Source organism: Halolactibacillus sp. JCM 19043 (genome assembly GCF_001310395.1).
GTDB classification, from domain to species: domain Bacteria; phylum Bacillota; class Bacilli; order Bacillales; family Amphibacillaceae; genus Halolactibacillus; species Halolactibacillus miurensis.
Genome location: NZ_BAXD01000044.1, coordinates 1 through 17,714 on the forward strand (window position 1 = coordinate 1; position 17,714 = coordinate 17,714).

Annotated in this window: 21 protein-coding genes and 2 pseudogenes; 10 read left to right on the forward strand and 13 right to left on the reverse strand. The window is 37.8% G+C overall.

Features of this window, described 5'->3' with window-relative positions; genetic code table 11:
* Positions 1–287 precede the first annotated feature (287 nt).
* From yaaA to JCM19043_RS14315, 4 genes and pseudogenes are all read left to right on the forward strand, one after another.
* Positions 288–1,031 (forward strand): peroxide stress protein YaaA, encoded by a 744-nt coding sequence (gene yaaA / locus JCM19043_RS14300; RefSeq protein WP_062323519.1) that lies wholly within the window; start codon positions 288–290, stop codon positions 1,029–1,031.
* A gap of 507 nt (positions 1,032–1,538) precedes the next feature.
* On the forward strand, positions 1,539–2,435 hold the full coding sequence (locus JCM19043_RS14305) for an AraC family transcriptional regulator (protein ID WP_062323521.1): 897 nt from the start codon (positions 1,539–1,541) through the stop codon (positions 2,433–2,435).
* Positions 2,436–2,504: 69 nt separating this feature from the next.
* A pseudogene (locus JCM19043_RS14310) lies at positions 2,505–3,795 on the forward strand (hydroxymethylglutaryl-CoA reductase, degradative).
* Positions 3,792–4,193: a hypothetical protein gene (locus JCM19043_RS14315; RefSeq protein WP_143103158.1), complete on the forward strand. Its 402-nt coding sequence runs from the start codon at positions 3,792–3,794 to the stop codon at positions 4,191–4,193. Before JCM19043_RS14310 ends, JCM19043_RS14315 begins: the two are co-directional and overlap by 4 nt.
* A 459-nt stretch (positions 4,194–4,652) precedes the next feature.
* Here JCM19043_RS14315 and JCM19043_RS14320 read toward each other — a convergent pair whose 3' ends face one another.
* From JCM19043_RS14320 to JCM19043_RS14330, 3 genes are all read right to left on the reverse strand, one after another.
* Positions 4,653–5,114, reverse strand: a complete 462-nt coding sequence (locus tag JCM19043_RS14320; RefSeq protein ID WP_062323527.1) for a GNAT family N-acetyltransferase — start codon at positions 5,112–5,114, stop codon at positions 4,653–4,655.
* Between the two features lie 432 nt (positions 5,115–5,546).
* On the reverse strand, positions 5,547–5,816 hold the full coding sequence (locus JCM19043_RS14325; protein WP_062323528.1) for a hypothetical protein: 270 nt from the start codon (positions 5,814–5,816) through the stop codon (positions 5,547–5,549).
* A 472-nt stretch (positions 5,817–6,288) separates the two neighbouring features.
* Positions 6,289–7,458 (reverse strand): hydroxymethylglutaryl-CoA synthase, encoded by a 1,170-nt coding sequence (locus JCM19043_RS14330; RefSeq protein ID WP_062323529.1) that lies wholly within the window; start codon positions 7,456–7,458, stop codon positions 6,289–6,291.
* A 213-nt stretch (positions 7,459–7,671) separates the two neighbouring features.
* Between JCM19043_RS14330 and JCM19043_RS14335 the strand changes: the two are divergent.
* The 3 genes and pseudogenes from JCM19043_RS14335 to JCM19043_RS14345 all read left to right on the forward strand — a co-directional run bounded on the left by JCM19043_RS14335 (position 7,672) and on the right by JCM19043_RS14345 (position 9,774).
* Positions 7,672–8,851: pseudogene (locus JCM19043_RS14335) on the forward strand (acetyl-CoA C-acetyltransferase).
* Between the two features lie 115 nt (positions 8,852–8,966).
* Positions 8,967–9,290 carry a hypothetical protein gene (locus JCM19043_RS14340; RefSeq protein ID WP_062323531.1) on the forward strand — a complete coding sequence of 108 codons (324 nt, stop codon included), beginning with the start codon at positions 8,967–8,969 and terminating at the stop codon, positions 9,288–9,290.
* The gene (locus tag JCM19043_RS14345) at positions 9,244–9,774 is read left to right on the forward strand and encodes a hypothetical protein (RefSeq protein WP_156321436.1); all 531 of its coding nucleotides are present in this window, start codon (positions 9,244–9,246) and stop codon (positions 9,772–9,774) included. Before JCM19043_RS14340 ends, JCM19043_RS14345 begins: the two co-directional genes overlap by 47 nt.
* A gap of 489 nt (positions 9,775–10,263) precedes the next feature.
* Here the strand turns inward: JCM19043_RS14345 and JCM19043_RS14350 are convergent, their stop codons facing one another.
* Positions 10,264–10,902: a hypothetical protein gene (locus tag JCM19043_RS14350; RefSeq protein WP_062323536.1), complete on the reverse strand. Its 639-nt coding sequence runs from the start codon at positions 10,900–10,902 to the stop codon at positions 10,264–10,266.
* Positions 10,903–11,205: 303 nt separating this feature from the next.
* Here JCM19043_RS14350 and JCM19043_RS14355 point away from each other — a divergent pair, with 303 nt between their 5' ends.
* Positions 11,206–11,643, forward strand: a complete 438-nt coding sequence (locus JCM19043_RS14355; protein WP_062323538.1) for a hypothetical protein — start codon at positions 11,206–11,208, stop codon at positions 11,641–11,643.
* A 61-nt stretch (positions 11,644–11,704) separates the two neighbouring features.
* Here JCM19043_RS14355 and JCM19043_RS14360 read toward each other — a convergent pair whose 3' ends face one another.
* The 6 genes from JCM19043_RS14360 to JCM19043_RS14385 all read right to left on the reverse strand — a co-directional run bounded on the left by JCM19043_RS14360 (position 11,705) and on the right by JCM19043_RS14385 (position 14,995).
* Positions 11,705–12,004 carry a hypothetical protein gene (locus tag JCM19043_RS14360; RefSeq protein WP_062323540.1) on the reverse strand — a complete coding sequence of 100 codons (300 nt, stop codon included), beginning with the start codon at positions 12,002–12,004 and terminating at the stop codon, positions 11,705–11,707.
* 244 nt (positions 12,005–12,248) lie between these two features.
* Positions 12,249–12,923, reverse strand: a complete 675-nt coding sequence (locus tag JCM19043_RS14365) for a hypothetical protein (RefSeq protein ID WP_143103159.1) — start codon at positions 12,921–12,923, stop codon at positions 12,249–12,251.
* Positions 12,924–13,113: 190 nt separating this feature from the next.
* A complete protein-coding gene (locus tag JCM19043_RS14370) occupies positions 13,114–13,683 on the reverse strand; it encodes a chromate transporter (protein WP_062323545.1) in 570 nt (189 codons plus the stop codon).
* Entirely contained in the window at positions 13,683–14,228 is a 546-nt protein-coding gene (locus tag JCM19043_RS14375; RefSeq protein WP_062323547.1) for a chromate transporter, read from the reverse strand. The genes JCM19043_RS14370 and JCM19043_RS14375 overlap by 1 nt, the downstream gene beginning before the upstream one ends.
* A gap of 36 nt (positions 14,229–14,264) precedes the next feature.
* Positions 14,265–14,744 (reverse strand): N-acetyltransferase, encoded by a 480-nt coding sequence (locus JCM19043_RS14380; RefSeq protein WP_062323549.1) that lies wholly within the window; start codon positions 14,742–14,744, stop codon positions 14,265–14,267.
* Positions 14,741–14,995 (reverse strand): hypothetical protein, encoded by a 255-nt coding sequence (locus JCM19043_RS14385; protein ID WP_062323550.1) that lies wholly within the window; start codon positions 14,993–14,995, stop codon positions 14,741–14,743. The genes JCM19043_RS14380 and JCM19043_RS14385 overlap by 4 nt, the downstream gene beginning before the upstream one ends.
* 158 nt (positions 14,996–15,153) lie before the next feature.
* Here JCM19043_RS14385 and JCM19043_RS14390 point away from each other — a divergent pair, with 158 nt between their 5' ends.
* Both JCM19043_RS14390 and JCM19043_RS14395 read left to right on the forward strand, forming a co-directional pair.
* Positions 15,154–15,474, forward strand: coding sequence for a zinc ribbon domain-containing protein YjdM (locus tag JCM19043_RS14390; RefSeq protein ID WP_062323551.1), 321 nt, complete (start codon positions 15,154–15,156; stop codon positions 15,472–15,474).
* A gap of 74 nt (positions 15,475–15,548) precedes the next feature.
* Positions 15,549–16,088: a dihydrofolate reductase family protein gene (locus tag JCM19043_RS14395; protein WP_062323552.1), complete on the forward strand. Its 540-nt coding sequence runs from the start codon at positions 15,549–15,551 to the stop codon at positions 16,086–16,088.
* A 128-nt stretch (positions 16,089–16,216) separates the two neighbouring features.
* Here JCM19043_RS14395 and JCM19043_RS14400 read toward each other — a convergent pair whose 3' ends face one another.
* The 3 genes from JCM19043_RS14400 to JCM19043_RS17000 all read right to left on the reverse strand — a co-directional run.
* On the reverse strand, positions 16,217–16,495 hold the full coding sequence (locus tag JCM19043_RS14400) for a hypothetical protein (protein ID WP_062323553.1): 279 nt from the start codon (positions 16,493–16,495) through the stop codon (positions 16,217–16,219).
* Positions 16,496–16,547: 52 nt separating this feature from the next.
* A complete protein-coding gene (locus JCM19043_RS14405; RefSeq protein WP_062323554.1) occupies positions 16,548–17,006 on the reverse strand; it encodes an ATP-binding protein in 459 nt (152 codons plus the stop codon).
* Positions 17,007–17,343: 337 nt separating this feature from the next.
* Positions 17,344–17,714 (reverse strand): hypothetical protein (locus tag JCM19043_RS17000; RefSeq protein ID WP_062323561.1); only part of this gene is annotated, 371 nt, incomplete at its 5' end.

Sequence of the window (17,714 nt, forward strand, 5' to 3'; positions counted from 1 at the left end):
GATTACTAGCGGTATCGGTGGTTTTAGAGCTGTGTTGATTTGAATGATTCCGAAACACAACTTTGATTTCCTATCAACTTTCTGTTGTTTTAGAGCTGTGTTGATTTGAATGATTCCGAAACTGGTATGATGCTGATAAACGTGTGTTGTTTGTTTTAGAGCTGTGTTGAATTGAATGATTCCGAAACAGAGTAACAATGTTACCAAAGAGTTACCGAGTTTTAGAGCTGTGTTGAATTGAATGATTTATTAAAAAACAGAAGAATTAAACAGGGAAGGGGAGTAGTATGCGAATAATTATTTCACCAGCAAAGAAAATGAAAGTAGATACCGATGCCTTTACATATGAACAATACCCGCAGTTTTTAGATCAAACGAAAGAGCTGTTAACGTATTTAAAATCGCTTAGTTATGAAGAGTTGAAAAATATCTGGAAAGCTAGTGACAAAATATCGACAGAAAATTATGAACGAATTGAACATATGGATTTAGAATCAAATTTGACACCCGCAATTTTATCGTATGAAGGTATTCAATATCAACATATGGGGCCAGATGTGTTTGAGCAGCAACAATTTGATTACTTACAAGAGCATTTAAGGATTCTGTCAGGCTTTTACGGTATCTTAAGGCCATTTGATGGTGTGAAGCCATATCGTCTTGAAATGCAAGCGAAACTGCATGACGATACATATAAATCAGTGTATCATTTTTGGTCTGATCAATTAGCAAAACAGTTGTTTAGTGAGACAGATACCATCATTAATTTAGCTTCTAAAGAATATAGTCAAACAATTACGAAATATAACGAATCAGCGCGAATTATTACGTGTGTATTTGGTGAATTAAAAGATGATAAAGTTAAAGAAAAAGGCACATTAGTCAAGATGGCGCGTGGTGAAATGGTTAGATTTTTAGCTGAAAATCAGATAAATGACGTTGAAAAGATTAAAGGATTTAATGGTTTAAACTTTAGTTTTAGTAAAGAACATTCATCAGATGACATGTTTGTGTTTATTAAACAAGACTGATCAGCATGTGTATGCGATGAAGTTAAAAGTTCATATATATAACTGATTTTGTTGTAGGTCTTAAAAAGCTTTAAAATTTTAATTTTGTCTCACTATCTCAAGTATACTTTACTTATGAGATGTGAGATTATTCTTTTAATACAACTTCCTATAATATATATTATGTTAACTAGATTGTTTTATTAAATAAACATGCTGTTGATTTTTAAATAGTCGCTGCTCCCTTCCGCTGAACCGAATTAATGATAAGGTCATTTCTTTATGAGTATGCGTATAACTGTTTGGCTACTTTCTCGCCAGTGTTGTCACTATTCTTTTATTATTGGTGTGTGGATTATGTATTTATACCAGTTAATCTTATCAATCCATTAGCATCTAAACGAACGCTTTTAATTGATTTACATATAACTAGCTACTTTATGTTATTATCATTATTGTACATATTTCTAGCTACATTATGCTCTCATCACGGTAACTACTATAACAATCGTATTTTGGAGGTTCTTTATGACGCAACAAAAAAACTTGAAATCAACTGTCAATGCTGATGGATTTGAACAGATAAATCATACCTTTTATCAACTTCCCCTTCAGTTATCATCCCACAGCATGTCAATCGCTAAAGATTCATACCAACCGTGTTATTTTCATCAAGAAGTTGAATTTATCTACATACTGGATGGCGCGATGGTTATCTATATAAATGGGGCTGTGTGTCACTTAAATAAAGGTCAAGGTTTATTTATCAATACTGAGCGACTGCATGTCATAGCCTCAACTGGGGGTTCAAGGTGCTCATATATGACGATGATCTTTGATTCTGAATTGGTACGTCCCTCCTTCCCTTTTACATATGATGTTATTGAACAAGTAACAAATGAATCTGCGCCTGATTATGTTCACCTAAGGCCAGGACAAGTTAAAGAATCACAATTGCTACAACTCATTATGCGAGTCTATCGTTTAAAAGATAAAACATCTGTGACCGTCGAACTTGATATGATGCGGATTGTGTTATCCGTGTGGTCTATTCTTATTGACTTAGTTGAGCCGCTTCAAGCAGAGTCAGACAGATCAAATAAAACAATTGATCAATTAAAACAGATGCTGACTTACATCCACTTGAATTATCAAAATAAGCTAAACCTTGATCTGATCTCAAAAAGTGCAGACATTTCAAGAAGTCATAGCTGTGACATCTTTCGAGAAGAATTACACAGTTCACCAATTCAATACCTGCAGCATTACCGACTATATAAGAGTCTTGATCTGTTGCTGACAAATGATTTATCTGTCACAGAGATTGCTTATAGTGTAGGTTTTAATTCACTGAGCTACTATACCGAAACATTTCGTAAGGTGTATGATGTGACACCGTCACAGTACCGAAAAGATCATCGATAATAGTGGAATAATTGTGTTATAATCCAGTTGGATTATAAATTTAACAACTTACATAATGGAGGTAATATTATGACGTCCCCTTTAGATAAATTTTATAAAAAATCGATTAATGAACGTATTGAAAGCTTAATGAGTGCTGGATTTATTGAACATGAGCATATCAGCAACTTTAAACAGTCTTTCTCTCTTCCTGAAGGTGTCAGTAACCATATGGTCGAAAATGTCGTAGGTACTTATCAATTGCCTTTAGGATTAGGATGAACTTTTTAATTAACAGCAAAGACTATTTAGTGCCGATGGCAACAGAAGAACCGTCCGTTATTGCGGCCGCAAGTTTTGGTGCTAAAACGGTGCGTGCGGGTGGTGGATTTACGACAACACAAGAAAAACGTTGGATGATTGGTCAGGTCATTCTAAAGAATGTCGAAGACCCGGAAGCGATGAAAGAAAAAGTCTTAGCACATTATGATGACTTAGTGGAACGTGCTCATGCGGCTCACCCATCGATTGTGAAGCGTGGCGGTGGCGTGAAAGACATAGACGTACGGATCATTGAAAGTAATCCAGAAGAACATACACCAGAATTTTTTGTGGTGCATTTATATGTGGATACAAAAGAAGCGATGGGGGCAAATATCGTCAATACGATGGCGGAAGCGATTAAAGATGCGCTCGAGATTATTACCGGTGGAACTGCCTTAATGGGGATTTTATCAAACTATGCGACCGAAGCCCTTGTGACCGCGTCATTTCGGTTAGACCCCTCCCTCCTGTCACGTAGCGGTTTAGAAGGTACCGAAGTACGTGACAGGATTGTAGAAGCGTCACAAATTGCGAGTGTCGATCCTTACCGGGCTGTCACCCACAACAAAGGGATCATGAACGGGGTAGAAGCTGCGGTGCTTGCGACCGGTAACGATACCCGGGCAACATCTGCTGGGATCCATGCCTATGCGAGTCAGTCGGGTCAATACCGATCGTTATCGAAATACTATGTTGATGAACATGGCTACCTAGTAGGAACCCTCACGATTCCACTTGCGATTGGTACTGTTGGCGGCTCGATTTCGATTCATCCAGGGGCACAGTTCACTCAACATATTTTAGGTGACCCTGATGCGAAGACATTAGCGGGTATTGTTTGTGCAGTTGGTCTTGCGCAAAACTTCTCTGCTCTGCGTGCGCTTGTGACAGACGGGATTCAGCGCGGACATATGGCGCTCCAAGCGAAATCTCTGGCAATGACCGCAGGGGCGTTGGGGTTGAGATTGATGTCATTAGTCGTAAGTTAAGACGATCGCAACCAATGAACTTAACCCAAGCGGAAGCCTTACTTGAAGAATATCGGAATCAGTCATGATGAAAGAAAAAAAGCGGGTTAAGACGTTACTGATCAATGTTTTAATTGCGGGACTTGCTATAGTGAGTTTTTGGTATACAAATCAAGAGCCACTTAAAGAGAGTGCGTATGATGTTGAAGTTACTGATGAACATGTCATTATCGATCTTGAATTCACGGTGACCAATAAACACTTTTCAAAGCGATATGCGGTAATTAACTATCAACCTTTTATCCATAATCATGCGATTGATATTGTTGAAATTGATCCAAAGTTATTAGGAGCAAATGAGTCCTTACATGGCTCACATACCATCTATCTAAATAAAGAGAACATGAGTGACGCAACGATTAAACAATTGATTAATAAAGACATCAGTCCCATCCAATCTGTCACATTAGGTAAGCGGCATCGATAACGTATAAAATCGCCCATCTACTCAGTAAAATGATGAGAAGATGGGCGATTTTGATTGGTTGTTAAGGGATTAAGACTACTTTGCCTAGTTTGCCTTCTTCCCTAGGATGGATTCATTGTCAGCTTTCCCCGTAATATCTGATCATTGAATCCTCAGGAAAGTAATGGCTCTGGATCGCCAACCAGATTGCTCTCCGGTACCAAAACCTCCCTAACTAAAGCTTAATAAAACTAGTCGCATGAATTACCACGCACAACGTCAATTTTAAAACTATCAAGAAAAAAAATGCTGATGATCAATAAAAAAATTAAAAAAATATTACCTGCAAGTCGATAGTCTTCAGTAATAATATAGCTAAAAATAATCATCCCTAATAAAATTGATGACACTCGCACCAAGATTAAGAGTTAATATCTATTTATTATTTAATATTTGTATTTACTCTCACTTCCTGCAACTTTATAGGCTGAGCTCCATTTCAATGAATGTATATACTGCGTTATTAGTCTTTTGAGAGTACTTCTTCGTTTTTGAAAAACCTAATCTATCGTATACTTTTTGTGCTCTAGTATTAAATTCTGCTACACCTAATCGTATTGTTGAGATATTGTAATTATCTTTTATGAATTCGATTATGATTTTAATAAATTCTTCGCCAAGACCTTTACCTGTGTACTCAGGTTTAATTCCGATACCTATTTCAACAATACTTTCAGTCAAGGATAAAGTGAAAAAGCCAAACAGTTCATTATCATTTAGCACTTGAAAATAATTGTCCGCTCTTAATGATGGTGTTGTCATTTCTTCATAATCTTCAGGATCTTCTGTCATATTATAAAATGAATACGGGTCTGGATACTTCCAATTATCAGCAATATCTTTAGCGTTTTCATCGCTCAATAGATCTATTTTATGTTGCATGATTAACCTCCAAACTTTCAAATGTATTTAAATATTTTACGGTAAAGCATAGCTACTCATTTAAGAGTGATCAATAACATCGATCTTAAAACTATGAAAAACAAATATGTCTATGATTATTAGAATCAAACGATAGCTGAGGAGTGAAATAAACGATTTTTCTATAGCACCTAAAATGAATAAAAGTATAGCCGAAATTATTTTTACTGTATACCAACGTGTTGCCGTTATTTCGAGTGTGCCATGGTTGTTTACTTTCACTTCCCTACTTTTCAGTCCAAATTGGCTAACTTTTAATGAAGTGTCTTGTTCCGGAATATTCACGTAAACCGTTTCATTTTCAGCTACTTTAGCGATAATGTTCCTGACTATTTTATGTTAATAGGTGAAAATGAACCAATCTGTCTTTTAAACTTTAGTGTCATTGATTTACTACCCTCTTTTACATAGCAATCGAGACGTAAAATAATAAATTACGGTAAAAACGAGGACGTATAAACCGAAATCTAACAAAAGCTTGATACCAAGACCATCACGAAACGGCGTGTAATCAAAGTTTAAGACCGCTTTGATGACGCTTGATACAATGTAACTTAAGGTAATGGTAACAATCATAACAATTGATTGTTTCGTCTTTGTTTGCACATGTTTCACCTCACTTTTATCATGTTTTATTCTTTCAATAGCAAAGCGTTGTTTCACAGTTTCTCTCTTGCTTTTATGTAAGTGCGCATGATGTTACCCCCATTATACATGAGTCTCTTTCCTTTTATAACATAAAATGTCTATTTATCCGATTTTTCAAAGAAGACCGATGGTTGACTTTTTAAGCGACAAGTTTACACACAAAACTATTTGCTTTTGTTTTAAACGTTAGATATCATTTCGTTATAGAACGCAATACTATGTATAAATTGTACTTATTTGTACAATGTAAAAAAGCTACTAGTGCGTCAACACTAACAGCCTTATAGACTTACTCCCTTCAAGGGGGGACAGTACTGCGATGGAATAATCCGCCGAGACCTCAACTCATAGGCGGATTATTTTTTTGCGTTGTTTAAGGCAGTGTCTGCGACAATCAACACGGAAACATTAATCATGATGGTTAATGTTTCGAATACCGTCACCTTGAAAGGCAAAAATCAGAGGACTCACCTCTGGACTTTAAATATTACGCTTGACGTTTATATTGACGCATGTGTTCCGTCACACCTGTAAAGACAAAAGGTGCGGGATCTTTCGTTGTATCAACCGTATAATCTTTCTCACCGACTGGGAGCTTTTCTTCAAAAATTTGTTCATATTCTTCAACGGTAAGTGCCGTACGGTTCTTTAACATGGCTGTATGATGGTCAGTATTTAAGTATTGTTCATAACCAGGTACTAAAACACCGGTAAAGAACTCCCCTACAGAACCTGATCCATAGCTAAAGAGACCAATTCGGTCACCCGCTTCTAGTGTTTGACTATTTTCAAGGAGGGATACGAGCGATAAGTACAGTGAGCCTGTGTAAATATTTCCGACAATCGCGTTATAATATTTACTAATGTCAAAACCATTGAGTAACCGTTCTTGGTCTTCTAACTCTGCCGCTTCAACAGACTTTCTGAGTGCTTTTAAGCCCATTTTTGTATACGGTAAGTGGAACAGTAACGCATCAAAGTCTTTTAATGAGCGGTTAGTTTTCTCGTTATAACGCTCTAATAAATCTAAGAAGAAGTTAATATATTGATCCACTGAGAATTTCCCTTGGACAAAAGCGGTCTCAGAATACAGCGGACGCCAAAAGTCCATCGCTTCTTCTGTCTTATAGACACTCGTTGGTTCGATCGAAAGAATCTTCGGCTCTTTTGCGACAACAAAGGCAACAGCCCCGGCACCTTGTGTGATTTCACCGGCGGTGTTTAATCCGTAACGAGAAATATCACTGGCAAGAACGAGCACTTTACTGTCTGGGTTTAGTGCAATATGTCCGCGTGCGGCTTGGAGTCCTGCCGTAGCGCTGTAGCAGGCTTGTTTCATTTCTACGGCGCGTGTATAAGATGGTAATCCTAATAAGTTATGAATGTATGTGGATGCCGCTTTTGAGTGATCGACACCTGATTCTGTCGCGAAAATAACGTAATCAATCGCTTGTTTATCTTCCTCAGTTAAGATAGACAAAGCAGCATTGGCTGCAAGTGTCACCGCATCTTGAGAAGTTGGTGCGACGGCCATTTTTTCTTGGCCAATGCCAATCGTGAATTTTTCTGGTTCTACCCCGCGTTTAACAGCTAAGTCCTTTGTTTCCACATACAGATGTGGGGCAAAGAAACCAATTTTATCAATCCCTATATTCATATGTTTTACACCCTCTTTTCTTCTCTATTCGTTGTTTTTCATCTTGTGGTGTCTTGTTTAACACCAATCCCCAATACCTACTATAACATTTTTTGATCAAAATCATGTAGATTAATTTCACAATTTGTTATACTAATGTAGTCCTACTATAGCAAATTCCTCTTTAGTTTGTCATTTAGTATGACTAAATTATTAATAAGGAAGTGATGATTGATGAATGACGTCGTCATTGTCAGTGCCGTTAGAACCCCGATTGGTAAGTTCGGTGGCAGCTTTAAAGATACATCAGCACGTACACTTGGTACCATTACGGTAAAAGAAGCGTTAACACGCGCTACTTTAACGCCTGATCAGTCGATACCGTGATTTTTGGTAACGTCTTACAAGCAGGAACGGGTCAAAACGTTGCCCGGCAAATCGCGATTGATGCGGGTATTCCCTATGAAGTTCCCGCGATGACGATTAACGAAGTATGCGGGTCAGGTTTAAAGTCTGTGATTTTAGGTAAGCAACAAATTCAACTCGGCGAAGCGGATATCGTTGTCGTCGGTGGAACAGAAAATATGAGTATGACCCCCCATCTGATTCATCAGTATCGCTGGGATAAAACAACCGAAGGTAAGAAACCGGTCGACGTGATGATTCATGACGGTTTAACCGATGCCTTTAGTTCGGTCCATATGGGCATTACCGCTGAAAATGTTGCCGAAAAATATCATGTGACCCGAGAAGAACAAGACGCGTTTGCTCTCTCTTCACAGATGAAAGCAAAACATGCTCAAACAAGTGGTCAGTTTGATGACGAAATTGTCCCCGTCCCTGTGAAGAATGATGCTGGCGAAGTGATGCACGTTACACAAGATGAGTACCCGCGTCCACAAGTGACGCTTGACGATTTAACCAAACTAAAAACGCCGTTTAAAGAAAACGGGACGGTGACAGCAGGTAATGCGTCTGGTATTAATGACGGCGCCGCAAGCTTGGTCTTAATGAGTAAACAAAAAGCAAAAGATTTAGGCATTCCTTACTTAGTTGAAATTAAAGCGGATGCTGAAATTGGAATGGATCCGCAATTCATGGGCTATACGCCTTATTACTCAACGAAAAAGTTAGCTGAGAAAGCAACATTGATTTAAACACCGTTGATTTATTTGAATTGAATGAAGCGTTTGCCGCGCAAAGTATTCCAGTCGTTAGAGACTTAGGGATTGATTCTGAGCGTGTGAACGTCAACGGTGGCGCGATTGCTTTAGGCCACCCGATTGGCGCAAGTGGTGCCCGTATTTTAGTCACCTTGCTGCATGAATTAACCAAACGTGAAGCAAAAACCGGTATTGCTGGTCTTTGTGTTGGCGGGGGTATTGGGATTTCTATGCTTGTTGAACGTGACTAAAGCTAAAAGGTAAAACCATAAGCGGCGAATCAACCTAGATCCGTCGCTTTTATTTTCTTTGGTTAAAAGGATTCATGAGCATAGAAGATAAATAATCGAAAGGAGTGGGTCCGTGATGTTTACCTTAGGAAGAAAAGTGAGTCTCACTTATCGAACGAATCAAATTATTTTAAGTTTGTCGCTCATCTATGGCATTATTTGTTACATATTAACGACAGATATAGCGCAAAGTGCTGTGGCAGCTGGAAGTTTATTTGTCTCCTGGGCATTAGTCAGAGAAATTGATTGTCGGCGTGAGTACGCCGCTTTTGTGGCGGTAGGGATTTATATGATCCTACAATTACTCTTCCCCTTCCATATCAGTTTAGCTGATCTTTCTGATGATTCTACTAATGCGGGCAATCAATCAGATTACCGGAAAGCCTCTTTCAGTGATTGATTTCTTGAGTGTGATTGGACTTTCGGGATACCTAACCTATACAACCAAAAGCAGTGTCTATCTGATGCTCGTTATTTTGATGTTGTTGGTTAATGTCCGTTTAAATAAAAACGGACAGAGAAATATTTATCTTGCATTGATGGTTACAGCTATGACTGTCGTCATCAGTCTATTAACGCCACTTAATCTTGACATTAATCGATTAGCCATTGAACCACTCGCCCTTTTCTATTACATCAGTTTACTCGTCTATTTCATCTATATTCTGATAGATAAAGACAAGGAAAGTGTCACCGACCTTGGTGAGCCCGCTTCTGTTAGGCGCTTGCTTTATGCCCAACTTTTTTATGGTCTAGCGCAGGTCGTTTTGATTATATTCGGAGATATGTCAATTGGTAATAGGCTTATCTTTATCTCAAGTATGTTAGGTGTTGTGATCTATGGTGTGATTGATCAATATAAAAAGAAACAAGTGAATGAATAATTTGGATATGATTGTATTGAAGTGTAAAGAGCTCTTTCTTCTCACACTAAAATAAGTAGATGCTAAAAAATAAATATGAAGAGGATTGCTTAAACTTCTACACATTTACGTGGTGTCATACTCTTGAACGGATTTTTAGGGTTATTTTCGGCTAAAGTGGTTCATTTTAAATTACACATACAGTTAAAGACAGTATTGAAGAGAATTTCGGGAAAATTGCTTACCTGCGTTAAAGAAATAAAAATATAAGAAGTCGGATAAGCGAATATAAAAATATGGAAAATGGAATAATTGATAGCAATTTCAACCACTGCTTCTTTGTCGCAAATCCTAGTAGTAACATAACTAGGCCTAAGACAAAAGTAACGTAAATGAAGATAGCTGACATATAGTTTTCCTCCTTAAATGTGTCATAAAATAACTCTATTCTGTCTGACGCAATAAAAGTGACGACCAATGTTTAAAACGCAATCAGCTCATAAAGTACTGTTACACGTGAACGGATCTCAGAGAATAGATAAAGATAAACACACCTATAATATAATACATCATCGCGGTCAATAGATGAGGGGAAAAGTCATAGACGAAAAAAGCCAGGCAATAAAGACCAAGCATAACAAACGAAGGTAATTGGATTTTAATTGTCTGCCAATCAATCATCTCATCTGTCAACTTCTCTTCTTTATCGTCACGATTATGGATAGGGACCGGCCTGCGGTAAATGCCATAGAGTAGATTTTCTGACCCTAACACCATTAAACAATAAACCAAGATGTGGTCATAGTTTTGAAAATTAAAACCAGTGTTATTAAAGTAACGTGTCATTTGAATGACAAACATAAAGGTAGTAAAAACGAAGACAACGGTACAAATGTTTTTACTGAATACGTAATCGACCACATTATCATAGGTTAATTTAGGGTGGTCATTATGAAAAAAACGCTCATTAGCAATGATATATCGGAACAATATGGAGCATAACAACATAAAGGCAATCGATGTGAGCGATGACCAATAATGTAGTTGCGTATTCGCAAGATATAACTGGATAATTAAACTGGCAATAAAAATGAACAATTCTATGCTTCTGCCTTTTAAGGCCACTTTAATTGTTTCTTTTATAAACATCTTGATTTACCCCTTTGCGTTTTTGATACATTACCATGCGTGTCACTTCTCGGTACGTAATAGACCGCTTCAAAGGCTGTCATATGTTTTTTGACAGGATCAATGATATGACTATTATTTATAAAGAAGGTCATAAACCTTTTTAAATGATTGGTTTAAGCATGTGCGTGTATATATTCTAATCGAATAACTATAATAATCTAAAAATTTTAAACATTCATTCTAATTCTTTACCTAAATGTAATACAATAAAAACGGCATGTTTTACCACAAATATGTAAAATCTAAAAGGAGATGTATGTATTGAGAAAAAACAAACTATTAATGTTAGCCGTATCGCTTACCCTTTTACTTATCAGTGTCTTTGTTTGGAATATGCGAGAAAAAGGAAATTTCACAATGCCGCAACAGGCATTAGAGGCATACCTTTCTGAAGTTCAACAAAGACCCTATTCATTTGAAAAAGCTATTAACTATGTAGATGATACAAATTTAGATGATGCATTTTTACAAACGCTTAAAGAAGAATCAATCGATACAAATGCACCAACTTATATAGACTTTGATTTCTTAGAAGAATCGGTAAATTCATCAAACGAAAAGGCATCTATAGAAGTCGAATTTAATTATGGTGATGACTATAAACCTGTCACGACATTTGATTTAAAAAAAATTAATGGTGATTGGAAATTAGATTTACAAAATATCCAAGAAGAATATTATTCAATCATCAATGATTGAGCTATTTATACCGAACTGATGTTATAATTTTTAATTCAGGCTGCAAAACGTCGTCCCCTACTTAATAGTCAGACGAGTCTTTGGTGTGTTGATTCAATTTTAAGGTGTAAACAAGTCCCCAAGCAATGAACAAGGACATCGCTGGAAAGATGATATTCCATGATGTCAAAATAAGTTCGCTCTCCGGATAATAATACTTACTATACCAAGTTTCATAGATAAGATTTAATAGCAATGTGATCAAAGGGGCAACCCATACCTTTTTAGTAAAAATAGCTGCTAAAAGACCTAAGCCGATAACGATTAGTGGAACAATAAATAACTGCATTAAAAAAGGATCTATCGATTCAGTGAATGCCATAATCTCTCTCCCTCTATAAAATATTAAGTAGAAATAAATGTATTGCATCTATCTTTTTCAACAGAGTATCACCTTCATCCCTTCAGTATATGTTTGGTAAATTGGTTTAAATATTTCAAATGAAAGACTAAAATATCCCTCTTTATAATTATAATTTACATTACTGTTATTTACAATGATAGACAAGAAAAAAAGAGGATGTGCTTATAAAAGCATCCCCTCTTTTTATAATGTTTACCTTAAATCATGAATCATGCCACACAAGTGAATCCACTATGAGTGGTAAGCGGGCACTAAAGCCATCCCCAAATTCTGATGGATAGTAATAACCGATGGTATAATCATCGTCTTGATGTGTAAAACTGCCAATCCGACCACTGAAACCGTCTTTTACAAGCGTTTGTTCGGTATCGGTAAAGTCAAAGGCCATCGTATCTGCCGCTTCTGTTGTGAAGCCATTACTTTCGAGTGTGACTAGCACATCTGCTTCCGTTTCTTCGTAGATAAACAACCTTGCATCTTCATTTAAAGTGCCACCGAAATTCGTGTAGACATCTAAGTCACCATCGTTAAATGCTCCTTGCATATCATCAGGAATATAGACGGAGAAATCAGCCTCTTCATCTTGAAGGAGGTTAAGTGTCATCTCCTCTTCCATACCTTCAATCATCATCGTTTCTGTCTTTGTTGCGGGTAGCTCTGGTAACGTCGTGGTGTCATCCTCGCCTTGATCATCTTCCCCTTCATCTGATGGGTCACTGTCATCCTCACCATCGTCTACTGGCTCATCTGAGTCGTCATCTGGTGTTTCTACTGGCGGGTCTTCCGTCCCCTGTTGACCTTCATCTGTTGTATCCTCGCTATTACAAGCAAACAACATGAGAAGACTTGCGAGTAATATAAAAAACAACCGTTTCATCATCAAGATCATCCTTTCTGTTTAAAAGCTTAGTATAGTATACTGTTCCCTGAAAAAGAGATGTGTAAAAGTGACTTTGGGACGAATTTTCACTCGGTCCATTGTTTCAGTCAAAAAAGTATTGGCCAAGAATATTTGGAAAGATAGAGCACTTATTCCGGATGAAGAATAAGTGCTCTTTTCTATCATATTAGAATGAAAATAGAATGCCGATGATGGCACTAAAGGCGATAAAGACGACCGGGTGTAAATGTTTAAATAAACGATGCTGCATGATGACGTATAACACTACACTGAAAATCAACGCTTTGATGTTAATGACGTCCATTAGTGATTGTAGTCCACTATACACCGAGGTATTTATAAGATCATGATACATAAAATTAAAACCAGCGGCCGCAATCAGAGCGGTTGAAGCGGGTCTTAAGCCGTAAAACGCCCCTTGAACGAGTGTGGATTGCTTAAAGCGCTCGAGTACATGGGCGAGAATAATTATGATGATAATGGACGGGCTTACAAGGCCAAGTGTAGCAATAATCGCTCCAGGTACACCGGCGGTAGAAAATCCTGCATACGTCGCCATATTGACCCCAATCGCTCCAGGTGTTGATTCAGAAACAGCTATCATGTCAGCGAGCTGTTCATAACTAAACCAGCCGTAGCGATCAGATAAATCGTACAAAAACGGTAATGTCGCGAGACCACCGCCTACCGCGAAAAGTCCGGTTTTAAAAAATTCAATGTATAACGTCAGTAACATTATTTCACCGCCTTATTTAAGAAGCGGAAACTAACCACACCAAGAACACCGGCAAAGATGACAAAATAGACGGGTGAATAAGACGTGAACACCGCGAGTAAAAAGACAATCGTAAAGATGATCAGACCTACTTTATCAATTACGGCCTTTTTCCATAATTTTAATACAGCTTGTAAAATCAAAATATACACACTCACTCTGATCCCACTAAATGCTGAACTTAACAGCGCAGAATCGCTTACTGCATTTAAGAAATAGGCGATGATACTAATAATAATCAGCGACGGGAAAACGACACCAAGTGTTGCCGCAACTCCTCCCAAAGTGCCTTTTGTTTTTTGACCAATAAAGGTAGCGGTGTTAATCGCAATTATGCCGGGCGTCGTTTGGCCGATGGCGTAATAATCCATCACATCTTCATTTGTCGCCCATTGTTTCTTTTCAACGACTTCGCGTTGTAAAATCGGTAACATCGCATAGCCGCCACCAAACGTTATGGCCCCGATTTTCGCAAAGGTTATAAATAAATCTAAAAGTACCTGCATCGTTATGTAATCTCCCTTATAGATAGCTGTATATTTTCATGTCATCACGAGTTTGACAAGCTGAAGGCCTTCAGCGACTTTTAATGGTGTGATGTCTGTCAAGTCATGCTTTTGGTATAGCGTCATCGCTGGGGTGTTTTCTTGGGCTGTTTCGACTTGGATTGACTTATCTCCTTTAAGGTCAATAAGTGCCTGAAGTAAGTCACTAGCAACGCCCGTTCTAAAATAATCCGGATGAACAACGAGTTTATTGATTATTAGCCGATCTTTTGCTACTTCGTACTGTAAAAAACCACGGATGCTCCCTTTTTCTATGCACATAAGTATCGCATCATCAGCTTGTGCGAAGGCGCAAGAAGTTTCAAGTAGTGGCGGGAAAGTGTCAATATTGAGTAACACTTTTTCAACCGTATAGCTTTGTGTTTGTAGGTCGTATAATTCGTGTATCGTCGTTATTGGTAACGTGTTGATGACCTCAACGGGTTGAATGAATCTGTCTGAACGCTCTTCTATCATTCTAAATAACCATCAAAGTCAAAGCGGGGGTCGTTTGTTAACTTTTTGTAGGCCGCTTTTAGTTTTGGCTTTCTCGCGATAACCAGGCGAGTTTGTTCGGCTAAGTTAATCAGGTCAGAATTTTGTTCTTGTTTCGGTAGTGATCGTTGGTGCGTGACGGTATCATTTAACGTATGATTAAGTAAATTAAGAATGCTGTGTTGGGTTTTGATGATTTGAATAAGGACCTCATCATCGACGTGTTTATCCATGGTGCTTCTCCCCTTTTATTTTTTCTTTTCCTTATACTATACGACTCACTGCATTATCATGCAAGTCATTCATTCAAGAATGATGATTATGTGCTGACATTGTCCAATCCCCTGATTACGTGTATAATAACGCTATAATAATAGATAGGTGGGGTATTATGCACGAATGTCCAAGTTGTGGTAGTGAGTATGGTTATGATGATGGCGTGGCTTATAATTGTCCAGAATGTGGTCACGTATGGACCGATGAATCTCTAAAAGAAGAAGAAATTAAAGATGCAGTCGGTAATGTCCTTTCAACCGGGGATGATGTCACCCTTATTACCGATGTTAAGTTAGGTAAAGATACGATTAAACGCGGCACAAAAGCGAAAGGGATCAGAATCTTAGATGAGCCACACAATGGTCATGATATTGACGGGAAAGTGGATAAATTCGGTAGTATTTATTTAAAGTCTTCCATTGTGAAGAAATTATAAGTCATCAAAAACCAGCATGGATGCCCCGATGAGTCATCCGTGCTGGTTTTATTTGTACAATAGGAGGTGTTAATATGCCAATAAAACGCAAGGTTATTCTTTTTATCGCGTCCAGCCTAGATGGTTATATTGCCACGGAAAAGGAATCACTCGATTGGCTTGAGCGTGTTGAAGGCGAAGGTGATAATGGTTTCTCCGAGTTTTATGACACTGTCGATACCGTATTGATGGGAAAGAAAACGTACGATTGGGTGATGCGCCAAGATTTAGAGGCGTTTCCCTACAAGGGAAACGCGACGTATGTCTTTACCAGGTCTATGGTTGAAGACACGGACAATGTAAGCTTTATGAACAAGGACATAGAGTCTTGCGTGCATCAGCTGAAAAATAAAGACGGTAAAAATATTTGGCTAGTTGGTGGTGGCGACTTAGTTCAATCCTTTTTGCAAGCAAAACTAATAGATGAGATCATTGTGACTGTTGCCCCAACATTATTGGGTAAGGGTATTCCTTTGTTTAAAAAGCAAGATGTATCGGTTGACCTTGAATTAAAGGGAGTTAGAAACTTTAATAAGTTTGTGGAATTACATTATGAGGTTAAAAAATACGTGTGAATATGAAAAGTAGAAGCCCAGACCTATTGCTTAAGTCTGGGCTTTCACTTTAAAAATGCACTTTTAACGATGCGTGTGACTAGTCTTTCATTTCAATGATTCGATCAATCATTTTAGCATGCTGGACGTTATAACACGTAGTTAGACAAAAAAATAAACATAAGAAATATGGCAGCTGCCCATACACAGATTTTCGAAGAGACGGCGCGTTCTATGTCGTGTTTCTTCTCCGTTTCATTAATAACTATGTTTGCTTGTTTTATGGTATAGCTGTAAAAAACAATAAGGACTACATAAAACAATAATTCTAACAGTGAAGAAAAGTTTTGTAGTAGGATATAAAACGGACTAATCAAAGCAATCACGCCTAATGTTAAGACGTTAAATCCGGTTAATTTGAGATTCAAGCGAAACCATCCTTTCATCTTTCTCATAATAATATAGTTTTTTTATGTTGTATTACTCTCTTCCGTTAAGCTCTAAAATATTGACTCCCTCTGATGCTTCTGGTGATTCAAAAAAATTGGTTACATAAGTAAACATTGCTTCTGTATCAAAATCTGCTCTTTCAGGTTGTTCGTTACGCCTTTGTGCCAATTGACATAAGCATTGCTCATTAGTAAGATTCAGATAAATCAATTGATGACTACCCTTAACTTCGAATACCATATCTAAAAACCACTTACGCTGCTTTTTAGTGTTAGCAGGAAAATCCATCACGACATTTGTACCGACACTTAATATATTTTGGACGTGCTTTCTCACCAAGGGTTTGATTTGTGCCGAAAATTTCAGGAAGTCTTCAAATGAGTTGATTTGATTGGGATAAAGAGCAGAAAGCCATTCATCCTCAGATAACAGTACGGCATGTTTATCTATTGCTATTTGTTTTGATTTAGTTGATTTTCCTGCCCCCATTTTCCCACAGAAAAAGTATAGGTCCCTGTTTGTTTCATCTTTTTAAACCTCCTGGCTTATGTTATTTGTTGTTATGCTACTTTTCGGATCAGGCTGATGTATAGGCATAACTTGCGTGATTATGGTTTCTAAAATGTTCGTATTAGCTTTAGTAGAATAATTACCTGTGTCAGATTTTTTCAAAAGTGATACTGATTTAGTTGTTATCTAAAGCCATTATGCCATCGATTTTAAATTGACCGCGCTCACTATTGAACTACCCCCACCTAACATTCTAACGAATGTTAGAGGAAGGGGATTCCGTAAGGACACCTAAAGGCGACCCATGCTCATTCAACTAAGCATAGGTTTTTCTACTTTCCAACCGCCGCAAACCTATTTTCTCAACATCTGTTAAAGCATGCCGGGGAAATAGTGCGTTCCAGGAACACAACTTGCTTTGGTCGAATCGTTCCGTCTGGTAGAACGCATGGGTTCTAACAAAAGACAGGGTACGCGTCATATACGCCCATTGCGCCCAATGGTGTAGACCTTGTTTCTGCTCTGGAACAAGTGAATTCAACATTGGTGGGAGTATTTCTTTAAAACCCATCGCCCGACGGGCAATGACATAAGCGGCTGCCATGTGAATGGACACACCGAGTCGCTTCATATATTTCATCTTACCAATTTGACTTGTATAAGCGGGGTTAACAACGTAGACAGCAA